Here is a 10,864-nt window from a genome sequence, read left to right on the forward strand (position 1 = left end):
GCACTCCCCGAGGAGGATCTCGCAGTGACCCACCCCCGTGCCGGCCAGCCCGCCGAGCCCGCCGACCTGGTCGACGTGCCGCGCCTGGTGACCGCCTACTACGCCGAGCATCCGGATCCCGCGGACCCGGCCCAGCAGGTCTCCTTCGGCACCTCCGGCCACCGCGGCTCCAGCCTGCGCAACGCGTTCAACTCCGACCACATCCTGGCGGTCACCCAGGCGCTCTGCGACTACCGGCGGGAGCAGGGGCTCGACGGGCCGCTCTTCCTCGCCCGGGACACCCACGCGCTCTCCGCGCCGGCCGCGGTGGACGCCCTGGAGGTGCTCGCCGCCAACGGGGTCACCGTGCTGGTGGACAGCCGCGACGGTTACACCCCGACCCCGGCGCTGTCGCACGCGATCCTCACGCACAACCGTGGGCGGACCAGCGGGCTCGCCGACGGCATCGTCATCACCCCGTCGCACAACCCGCCCGACGACGGCGGTTTCAAGTACAACCCCACAAACGGTGGGCCGGCCGACACCGACGTGACCAGGTGGATCCAGGACCGGGCCAACGCCATCCTGGCCGCCGGGCTCAAGGAGGTCCGCCGGATCACCTACGCGCGGGCGCGGGCCGCCGACACCACCGGGGAGTACGACTTCCTCGCCACCTACGTCGACGACCTGCCGGCGGCGATCGACATCGACGCGATCCGCGATGCGGGGATCCGCATTGGCGCGGACCCGTTGGGCGGGGCGAGCGTGGCGTACTGGGGTGAGATCGCCGAGCGGCACCGCCTGGACCTGACAGTGGTCAACCCGACTGTCGACCCGACCTGGCGGTTCATGACCCTGGACGGCGACGGCAAGATTCGGATGGACTGCTCCTCGCCGAATGCGATGGCGTCGCTGATCGCCGCGCGGGCCGACTACCAGATCTCCACGGGCAACGACGCCGACGCCGACCGGCACGGCATCGTCACCCCGGACGCCGGGCTGATGAACCCCAACCACTACCTGGCGGTGGCGATCGGTCACCTGTTCCGCACCCGCACCGAGTGGGGGCCGAACGCCGCGGTGGGCAAGACCCTGGTCTCCTCGTCGATGATCGACCGGGTCGCCGCCGACCTGGGTCGGCCGCTGCTGGAGGTGCCGGTCGGCTTCAAGTGGTTCGTGCCCGGCCTGCTCGACGGCGCTGTCGGTTTCGGTGGCGAGGAGAGCGCCGGGGCGTCGTTCCTGCGGCGTGACGGCTCGACCTGGACCACCGACAAGGACGGCCTGCTGCTCTGCCTGCTCGCTGCCGAGATCCAGGCCACCACCGGCCGCAGCCCGAGCGAGCACTGGGCGGAGTTGGCCGAGCGTTTCGGCGCGCCCTCGTACGCCCGGATCGACGCTCCGGCCACCCGGGAGCAGAAGGCGGTGCTCGGCAAGCTCTCCCCGGAGCAGGTCACCGCCACCGAGCTCGCCGGTGAGCCGATCACCGCGACGCTGACCACCGCCCCCGGTAACGGCGCGGCGATCGGCGGCCTCAAGGTCAGCACCGAGTCCGGCTGGTTCGCCGCCCGTCCGTCCGGCACCGAGGACGTCTACAAGATCTACGCCGAGTCCTTCCAGGGCCCCGACCACCTCAAGCAGATCCAGGAAGAAGCCAAGAACCTGGTAGACCAAGCCCTGACCCAGTCCTGACCCCCACCCTCTCCCGCCCCGTCGCAGTTGATCATGAAGTTATTGCCATCCGGCACGGCGTGTCATGGCAATAACTTCATGATCAACGAGGTCGAAGGTGGGGGTGGGGTGGGTCAGCAGGGTGGGGGGTCGGCGGGTGGGGGTAGGTCCTGGCCGCGTCGGCGTAGCTCTTCGGGGAGCAGTTCGCGGAGCTGCTCGGGGAGGAACGGCAGGTCGAGCAGCGTCATCTTCAACTGGTTGCGCTCCTGGTAGCGCAGCGGGTCGAAGCGGACCACCAGACCGGCGTCGCGCCGGTACGAGATGTCCACCGTGCCGTCCGTCGCGGCGTCGCGGAACACCAACCCGTCCATCTCCACGACGACCGGCGACGAGTTGGGCTGCAACTCCAACCGGATCTTCTCGTCCGGGGAGAGCACCACCGCCCGGGAGATGCCGGCCATCGGCGCCGCTGGCGTGATCACCACCGAGTCCGCCGCCGGGGAGATCAGTGGACCGCCGGCCGCGTAGCTGTACGCCGTCGAGCCGGTCGGAGTGGCGACCACAACGGCGTCGCTGCGGTAGTAGCCGTACTGCTGGCCGTCGATGGCGAGCGTGACGCTGACGAAACCGGCGCCCGGCTGACGGACCAACGCGATGTCGTTGAACGCCACGACGTCGTCGCCGCACACGTCACAGGCGAGGCAGGCGTGCGACTCGATCGTGAAGTCCTTCGACAGCAGCCGGCTCAGCGCCTCGGGCAGTTCCGGCGGTTCGATCTCGACGAGAAACCCCAACCGACCCAGGTGTACGCCGAGCACCGGTTTCGGGTCGAGGACGGCGGATCGCAGCGCACCCAGCATGGTGCCGTCGCCGCCGATGCTGATCAGCGCGTCGGCACGGGACGCCACCTGGTCCGCCGGCACCGGTTCGACAGAGGACGGGACGCGGTGCTGGTCTTCCTCGCGCACGTACAACGTCTTGCGGTGACGCGTCGCCCACCGTTCGATGATCCCGACCACCTCGGTGACATCCCGGGTGGGGTGCAGCACAAGTCCCAGCCCCGACACCCGTACAGCTCACCACATCGGCGGCGACCGTACCCGGCGTACACCGAAGGTGCGCCGACGGCCCGCGGACCGTCGGCGCACCTCGCCGCCGTCAGGGGCGGGGCTGCCCGGTGAGGTGGGTCAGCGAGCGGGCGACCAGGTCGTCGCGGGCCGCCGGGGGGAGGCCCTCCAACCCGAAGCCCAGATACACGGTGTCCCCGGTGACCACCACCGAACCCTCCTCGAACGCCTGCTGACTGCGCGACCAGTCGTTGGCGTTACCACCGGAGCCGGCCGGTGGCCCGGCCACCGTCCAGCCTCCCAGGTCGGCGGACTCGAACGAGGTCTCCGCCACCGTCGATCCGTCGACCACCACCCGGGCGTCGTCCAGGAAGACGCCAAGACCCTGGGTGCCCCAGTCCGAGGCGTACGTGATCGACACCTCGACCTGTTTGCCGGCGTACGCGGTCAGGTCGACGACGAACTCCTTCCAGCCGCTCGACGTCCCGGTCGCCGCGTTCCAGCTTCCGGTGCTGCCGGTGGGGGAGCAGCCCGCGCCCTGGTAGTGGGCGAGGAACGGGTGCAGTTGGCCCCAACCCGAGGCGCAGCTCTCCCCGGTGACCGTGCTGGTCTTGCCGTTGACGTCCGGCAGTGTCGTCCACTCGTCGCTGCCCACCTCGTGCGCCTCGACGAAGAGGAAGTCCCAGTCCTGCTCGATCTCGTACGAGGTGAAGAAGCGCAGTTCGCCGCTGCTCGCCCCGCTGAGGTCCACGGTGCGGGTGAGCCGCTTGTACGACTCGTCGGCCTGCCCGCTGTGCAGGTACCACTCACCCGTACGCGGGTCGAACGGCGCACCACCCGGTCGGGTCCAGCCCACCGGCGCTGAGCTGGCGAACTGGGGGAACTCGTCCGGCGGCAGGAAACTCGACGTGGTCAGGAACGCCGCGGTGTGTCCCTGGTTCTCCGCCGACCCGGAGCCGTTGAGCTGGCCGGTGAAACCGGTGAACGCGCCGTCGCTTCCGGCGACCGGGAACGCCTCCCCCTCCGGAGAGGTACCGCCGTCGCTGACGTAGGTGTGCGCCCCCAACCAGTACTGCTGGAAGTCGTTCAGCAGCGGCAGGCAGACGGGATCGTCGGCGTTCGTGCACTCCGGCGGTGCGTCCGGGTGGTAGACGTACGAACCGTTGGCGCCCTGGGCGAACAACGCGTACTGGCCGCTGACGAGGAGCTTCCCGCCCTCGTTCAGGTAGTCCCGAACGGCCAGTTCGGTGTCCAGCGCGGCTCTGGCCGTGGTGCCGGCGACCTGGCCGGGGGAGCGCATGATCACGTCGTCACCGGTCTCCCACACCACGGCCTTGTAGTGCGACAGCACCCCGAGCGGGTGCGGGGCCTTACGGCCCATCGTGTCGAAGTCGTACACGTCGCTGGTGCGCCCGGCGGCGCTCAGCGACGCAGCGACCTCGTCGGCGTACTTCGCTGTGGTGCCGGTCTGCGCCGGGCTGAGGCCGGTGACGTCCTCCGCGGCGAGGACCAGCACATCCCCTCCGATGTCGGTGTGCACCCGGTAGGTGAAGTGAACGCTTGCGACCACCCCGGAGCGGGGTTTGTTGCCGGTGAACCAGACCTCCACCCGGTCGCCCGGCTTCGTGCCGCCGACAGTGCCGCGAAGCTCGGCGTAGTAGTCGTCGTGCGTGTCGCCGTACCGCTCACCGCCGCGCCACTCGCGGACCGCGACTGTCTTCGGTCGCCCGCCGTTGACGGTGTAGTGCATCTTCACGTTCTTCAGCGCCCGCCGGGTGATCGCGGCGACCTGCTGGGTGCGCCCGTACGAGGTGTCGAAGGCGTCCACGACGAAGTCCGGGGTGCTCCGTCCGACGACCGAGACCGGCTCGTCCGGGTCCGCCGCCGACTTGGCCACGGCCAGCGCGAACGGCAGGTTCTTGCTCACCTCCCCAGCGATCAACTCCTCGTCGTCGGGGAAGATGAAGCCGCTGACGCAGTCCTCCGGGCGCCACTCGTCGTCGGGGTCGACCGCCGAGGCGGCCTCACACGTGGACATCTCCGGGGTGAAGCCCAGCGTGCCGTACCGAACGGTGGCGTGGCTGTCGGTGTCACCGTTCGTGGTGTAAAGCTCGGCGGAGATGTCCGGGTCGTAGCCGGGCACCGCCGGGTGCGCGTCGTCACCGGCCATCGCCTTGTAGATCTCGTCGTCCGGGGTGGGAGTGCTCACCTGCCAACCGAGGCCGTAGAGCAGCAGTTCGGCCGCCGAGTGGTAGTTGACGAAGAACTCGAACCCGACCCGCTTGAAGAGGCGGTCCAGTGCCTTGGTCTCCGGCTCCGAGTTGGCACCCGGACCCCGGTAGGTCTCGCTGCTCGGCTCCGGCGACGAACCCTCGTTGTCGTACCCCCACTTGTAGCTGAAGTTGCGGTTGAGGTCGACGCCGTCGCCGGAGCCGACCTGCCCGTCGCCGTTGTTGTCCCGCAGGTTCTTGCGCCACAGGCGGTTGCCGGAGGTGAAGGTGTGGTCGTAGCCGTCCGGGTTGGCGACCGGTAGGAACCACAGCTCGGTCGTGTCCAGCAGTCGGGTGATCTCCCGGTCGGTGCCGTAGCTGTCCAGGACGTGGTGCATCAGTCGGCGGGTCATCTCCGGCGTGATCCACTCGCGGGCGTGCTGCGCGCCCGCGTAGAGCACGGCGGGCCGCTTCCCGTCCTCGACGGTCCGCGCGTTCTTGGTGACCTTCACGGCGACGATCGGCTGGCCCTGCTGCGTGCGGCCGATCGTCTCCACCTTGGTCAGCTTGGGATATCGAGCCGCTGTGGCGTTCAGCTCGTCCCGCAGGCCGCCCGGCTCCCCATAGGGTCGGAACGCCGTCCAACCCGCCGCCGCCTGCTCCCGCAGCGCCTGCGACGCGTCCTTGCCGCGCACCTTCTTCACCGCCAACGGGACGCCCTGGTCGGTCAACCGTTTCGCCTGCCGGCGGCTGAGCACCGTCTCGACAGTCGTGTTGCCGGTCGAGTCCGTCTTCGCGTCGTGGCCGAGGTCGACCCCCGCCGCGCGTAGCTGATCCCGCTGTTTCGCGTCGACAGTGCCGACGTACACCTCCAGGCCGTCGCGGACGCCCGGGTCGGACGGCGGCCGCGCGCTGGCCGGTGGGGTCAGTGCCAGTGCGCCGAGCAGGGTGACCACGCCGGCGATCGCCAGTCGTCTCGGTCTCATCGCGCCTCCTTGGGTGAAGGACCTGTAGGCGCGAGCCTTCGGTGTGGACTGATCGCTGTCAATCGGTCGATGGGCGGGTCGTTGCTGCCCGTGTCGATGCCGGAGCCGGCTGTGACAGGTGGCGGGTCGTGTGGGGAGGCTCCGTCAGCTCGCGCCGGGGCCGACGCGGGGAGTGCGCCGGCCCCGGTTGCGGCGGCGTCAGCGTGCCAGCGGAATCCCGGCGCGTCGGTCGGGAAGCGGTCCGGGCAGGATGCCGCAGAGTCGGGCGAGCTGGTCGGTGACCTTGTCGGGTTCGTCGAACGGGTCCAGTCCACTCACCTCGAAGGGGTCCAGGACCGGTACCGTCACGTGCGAGATCAGCGGGTGCAGCGGTCGGTGGTCGGCCTCGCCCTGACCGAGCAGGTCCTCGTGCAGCTTCTCCCCGGGGCGTAGCCCGGTGTAGACGATCGGGACCGGGCTGGCCGCCTGCTCGACCATGCGGCGGGCCAGGTCGTCGATCCGGACCGGCTCGCCCATGTCGAGCACCAGTGCCTCTCCGTCGCGGCCGATGGCGGCTGCCTGGAGGACCAGGTGCACCGCCTCCTGCACCGTCATCAGGTAGCGGGTGACGTTGGGGTCGGTGACGGTCAGCGGCTGCCTTGCCTCGATCTGCCGTTGGAAGGCGGTCACCACCGATCCACGACTGCTCAGGACGTTGCCGAACCGGACGCTCAGGAAGGTGCCCGGGTAGGTCGCCGCTGCGTGCGCGGTAAGCATCTCGGTGATGCGCTTCGAGTAGCCGAGGACGCTGATCGGGTCGGCGGCCTTGTCGGTGGAGATGTTGACGAAACGGGCGACGTCCCGGCACGCGTCCAGCACTGTGAGCGTTCCCCAGACGTTCGTCTTGACCGCCTCGCCCGGGTGCCGTTCCAGCAGGGTCAGGTGCTTGAGCGCGGCGGCGTGGAAGACGATCTCGGGGCGGCGTTCCCGCATGATGCGCCGGACACCCTCATCGTCCCGCAGGTCGGCGAGGATGAGTTCGGGTCCGTCCAGCAGCGCCCGCCCGGTGAGTGACATCTGAAGGCTGTGCAGGGCCGACTCGTCCCGGTCCAGCATCATCAGCTCACCGGGGTTGGCGCGCATGATCTGCCGGCACAGCTCCGAGCCGATCGAGCCCCCGGCGCCGGTGACCAGAACGCGTCGACCGGTGAGCCCGTTGTCGTCCAGGGTCAGGTCGCCGACCACCTGGCGTCGGCCGAGCAGGTCACTGATCTGTACGTCCCGCACGTCGCTGACCGTGATCCGGTGATCCACCAGCTCCCGGACCGGTGGCAGGACCTTGAACGCCGTGCCGGTGCGCAGGGTCGCCTCCCGCACCTCGCGGATCAGCGTGGCGTCGGCGTTGGCCACCGCGAAGATCACCGTGGTGGCGCCGGTGCGGCGGATCACGTCGACGAGGTGCTGCCGGCCGCCCAGCACCGGGACACCGGCGATGCGCAGGTCGTGTTTGCCCGGGTCGTCGTCGAGCGCGCCGACGGGTAGGTAGCGGCCCTTCGGGTCGCTGAGCATCGCGCGTACCAGCCCCTGCCCGGCCTCGCCGAAACCGAAGAGGAGCACCGGGGTCGCCGAGCGGGCGTCCGGTCGCATCGCACGGTCGCGCCGGTGGCGGTGCAGGAGACGGCAGCTGAGCATCAACAGCAGCGCCAGCGCGGCACCGATCACGGGGGTGCTGGCCGGCACCGGACGTTCGCCCAGCGCGAGAAGGGCGACGAGGACGATAGCCGCCGTGGTGGCGGTGGTGCCGGCGAGCCCCCGAACCTCCTCGACGGTGCCGAGGGGCTGACGACCGGACCGAATGCGACGCAGTGCGCTGACGCCGACGTGCAGCACGGCGGCTCCGCCGCCGAGCAGTATCGCGTTGACCGCCTGATCGATGGTGAGAGCGAGCTCGTACCTCGCCCAGCCTGCGACCGTGAACCCGCCGACCCAGCCGAGGGCGTCGGCGGCGAGGAAGATGGCGGTCCGACGACTGACCCTGGCCCGGCCGGTGGCTGTCGACGCCGTTGGCTCAACCCGTTGTATCTCCGGCGGCATCTACGACTCCCTGTCCTGTCCGTGGCCGAAGATGACCCAGGGCAGGTCAGGGGCCACGAACGTCCCCTAACTGCTTAGCGGAATATGCGCCGCCAAATCCGGTTTTCACATTTCTATGACCGGTTGTCTGATTCGACGTCGGGAATCCCGGGGTCGCCGACGGCCATCGGCAGCGCGCCCAGCATCGTGCCGTCACCCCCGATGGCGATCAACATGTGCGGCGCGTACGCGGGGGCGTTTCGCTCGGTCGGTTGGCTCGTTGGGTCAGGAGCGACCATCCACATCCCAAAGGGGGCCCGCGCGCAATGACCTGGCCCGGGGCTGCCCTCGACCCCGGCGGGGCGACCGGTGCGACCGAGGCGCGGATGGATCAGCCAACCGGAGACCAGGCGTCTGGCGGCCGGCGGGATCTCGTCGGTCGGGTGCTCCGCTGCTATCCGGTGACCGTCGTCGTGCTCGCCCCGTACGCGCTGCTCATCCTGCCTATGGCGGCCTTCTACCGGAATCCGGAGACCGGTTTCATCGTCTCCCTGGTCGGGCTCGCGTTGCTGGGCAGCGTCGCCGTGGAGACGATCGGCTGGCTGTCCGCACGCCCCGGCCCGCGCTGGCGAGAGGGCTTCCGACGCGCCCACGCCCGCTATCCGTGGCTCTATCCGGTCGCTGTCGTGGTCACGCTGACCAGCGTCACCGCGAACGTGCTCGGGGCCCACCTTGGTCGGGGAACCATCGTCAACCAGGTCTCCGGCGACCTGTCCGGCGGGCCGCTCGCCATGGTGAGCACGCTCTTCTCGGGGTGGACGGCCCTGGGCTTCGCGTTGCTGGTGGCCAGCCACCTGAGTGGTCGGCTGTCACGGGCGAAGCTGTACGGCTGGCTGGCCGTCCTCGTCGGCGCGGAGGCCTACATCGCCGTGTTGACAGCCAGATCGGCACCGCTGGTCGCGCTGCTGTTCTTCGTGGCCTCCACCGGGGCGCTCTGTGGCGTCTTCCGGCTGCGCCACCTGGTGTTCTGTGCGGTGGTGCTCTTCCTCGCGTGGCCGGCTGTGTTCGAGCATCGCAACGCCATCCGGGAGGATCGCGGCGTCGCGGTGGACACCAAGGTCACCGCCACCGACCGACTGCGGCTGGACAGCCAGCTCAGCGTGGTGGCGGGCTTCGACGTCCCGGTCGACCTGGGCCAACCCGGGGTCAACGACTACCTGCGGTACGGGTTGGTGCCCCGGGTGCTGGATGCGGACCGGCCGCCGATCTCCACCGGGCAGCGGATCAACCAGTACATCGGCGGCGGGCCGACATCGGCCTACACCTTCCTGCTGCTGGGGAACATCTGGTTCTTCGACGGCGCGGTCGGCGTGGTCGCCGTGCATGCCTTCTGGGCCGCCGTGGCGGCGGTGCTACTGCGCTGGCGGGGGCCGCCCGGCCCGATCCGGCTGAGCCTCTTCTGCCTGGTGCTCTTCGATCCGCTGCTCTGGTCCAACACCTATCCGGACTCCACCATCGGCTTCCTGCAACACGTGGTGGCGGCGACGCCGGTCTTCGTCCTGCTGGGGCTCAGCCGCCGATCCCTGCACGGGGGCCGCAAACCGGACCATGGTCGGTTGCCCACGGTCCCGGGCGCGCCCCGGTGACCGTACGGGTAGGCCGGCACGCGGTCGGCCGGGCCGACGCGCCAGCCGGTCGACGCACCGGTCGCCGGGCGCTGCTCGCGTTGGTCGTCGGCGGGCTCTCCAGCGGCGGCAACCTGCTGCTGGCGATCACCGTGACCCGACTGGAGTCGGTCGGCGGGCTGGGTCAGTTCGCCCTCGCCTTCTCGTTCTACATCGTCGGCTCCGGGTTGGTGCGGAGCACCGTCACCGACACCGTGCTGGCCACCGGGGACGGGGTCGCGTCGGCCGCCCGGCGGGCGATCCTGCTCGGCCTCGTCGGTGGCACCCCGGTCTGCGCCGCCGGCGCGGCGTACGGCTCGCCCTACCTGCTGTTCGCGGGCCTCGCCCTGCCCGGGTTGGTCCTCTACGACTACACCAAGGCGGTCGCCGTCGGCATCGGCGCTCCCTCGGCGGCGATGGCCCAGGAGATCGCCTGGGCGGCGCTCACCGGGTGTGCCGCGCTGGCCGGCCTGCTCCGGGTGATCGACACGCCGCACGTCTTCGCGATGTGGGCCGTCGGCGGCGCCCTGATCGGCGTGGTCGTCGCGGCCCGGCGCCGGTACGCGCTGGTGCCCGGCTGGCGGGTCAGCCGGGCCGAGACCCGCGTCGCGGCGGGGTTCGGTGCGCAGTTCCTGCTGACCACCGGGTCGGCGCAGCTGGCGCTGACCGCTGTGGCGCTGGTCGCCGGCACGGCGGTGGTCGGCGCGTTGAGCGCCGGGCGCACGCTGCTGGGGCCGGTCAACCTGGTGCTGTCGACGGCGGCCACGCTGATCCTGCCGCAGTTGGCCCGCACCCGTGCCGAGTCCCGCGCGGTGCGGACGCGGGCGGCTGTCCGGCTGGCACTACTGGTGGCCGCCGCCGTCCTGCCGTTGACCGTCGCGGTCGCTTTGCTGCCGGACGCGGTCGGCAAGGAACTGCTCGGCGCCAACTGGACCGTCGCCCGGAGCCTGCTGGTGCTGCTCGCGCTGGAGAGCCTGCTCGCCGTGCCGGCCGCGATCGGCTTCGCCGGACTGCGGGTCGAGCGGGCGAGCCGGCGGGCGATCGTGCTCGGCATCCTGCTCGGCGGGCTCCGCGTACCGGCGGTCGTCGCCGGGGCGGTCCTGTTCGGCGCGCCTGGCGCGGCGGGTGCGCTGGTCCTGCTGGCCCTGTTCAGCGCGGTCGCCTGGGGCGGCAGCTACCTCCTGCTGCTGCGAGACCGCGCGGCGGACTGCGCACCAGCGGTCCAACCAGTCTGACCG

6 protein-coding genes are annotated in these 10,864 nt (G+C 70.7%); 3 read left to right on the top strand and 3 right to left on the bottom strand.

Features of this window, described 5'->3' with window-relative positions; translation table 11 throughout:
• Positions 1 to 24: 24 nt before the first annotated feature.
• The gene (gene pgm / locus ACFYPG_RS19065; protein WP_355007132.1) at positions 25 to 1,668 is read left to right on the top strand and encodes a phosphoglucomutase (alpha-D-glucose-1,6-bisphosphate-dependent); all 1,644 of its coding nucleotides are present in this window, start codon (positions 25 to 27) and stop codon (positions 1,666 to 1,668) included.
• A gap of 113 nt (positions 1,669 to 1,781) precedes the next feature.
• Here pgm and ACFYPG_RS19070 read toward each other — a convergent pair whose 3' ends face one another.
• From ACFYPG_RS19070 to ACFYPG_RS19080, 3 genes are all read right to left on the bottom strand, one after another.
• On the bottom strand, positions 1,782 to 2,705 hold the full coding sequence (locus tag ACFYPG_RS19070) for an NAD(+)/NADH kinase (RefSeq protein WP_387353443.1): 924 nt from the start codon (positions 2,703 to 2,705) through the stop codon (positions 1,782 to 1,784).
• Positions 2,706 to 2,805: 100 nt separating this feature from the next.
• On the bottom strand, positions 2,806 to 5,910 hold the full coding sequence (locus ACFYPG_RS19075; protein ID WP_387353137.1) for a M14 family zinc carboxypeptidase: 3,105 nt from the start codon (positions 5,908 to 5,910) through the stop codon (positions 2,806 to 2,808).
• 198 nt (positions 5,911 to 6,108) lie between these two features.
• Positions 6,109 to 7,983 (bottom strand): nucleoside-diphosphate sugar epimerase/dehydratase, encoded by a 1,875-nt coding sequence (locus ACFYPG_RS19080; RefSeq protein WP_355007135.1) that lies wholly within the window; start codon positions 7,981 to 7,983, stop codon positions 6,109 to 6,111.
• 305 nt (positions 7,984 to 8,288) lie between these two features.
• On the opposite strand from ACFYPG_RS19080, the gene ACFYPG_RS19085 reads away from it, so the two are divergent.
• Together ACFYPG_RS19085 and ACFYPG_RS19090 are read left to right on the top strand one after the other, a co-directional pair.
• Entirely contained in the window at positions 8,289 to 9,608 is a 1,320-nt protein-coding gene (locus ACFYPG_RS19085) for a hypothetical protein (RefSeq protein WP_355007136.1), read from the top strand.
• Positions 9,605 to 10,861 (top strand): hypothetical protein, encoded by a 1,257-nt coding sequence (locus ACFYPG_RS19090; protein WP_355007137.1) that lies wholly within the window; start codon positions 9,605 to 9,607, stop codon positions 10,859 to 10,861. Before ACFYPG_RS19085 ends, ACFYPG_RS19090 begins: the two co-directional genes overlap by 4 nt.
• The last annotated feature ends 3 nt before the right edge of the window (positions 10,862 to 10,864 follow it).

It is taken from the genome of Micromonospora sp. NPDC005553 (assembly GCF_042871765.1).
Classification (GTDB): domain Bacteria; phylum Actinomycetota; class Actinomycetes; order Mycobacteriales; family Micromonosporaceae; genus Micromonospora.

Excerpts from the sequence above, each read along its gene's own strand:
- ACFYPG_RS19085 (WP_355007136.1), top strand. The coding sequence starts at position 8,289 with ATGACCTGGCCCGGGGCTGCCCTCGACCCCGGCGGGGCGACCGGTGCG.
- ACFYPG_RS19075 (WP_387353137.1), bottom strand. The coding sequence starts at position 5,910 with ATGAGACCGAGACGACTGGCGATCGCCGGCGTGGTCACCCTGCTCGGC.
- ACFYPG_RS19080 (WP_355007135.1), bottom strand. The coding sequence starts at position 7,983 with ATGCCGCCGGAGATACAACGGGTTGAGCCAACGGCGTCGACAGCCACC.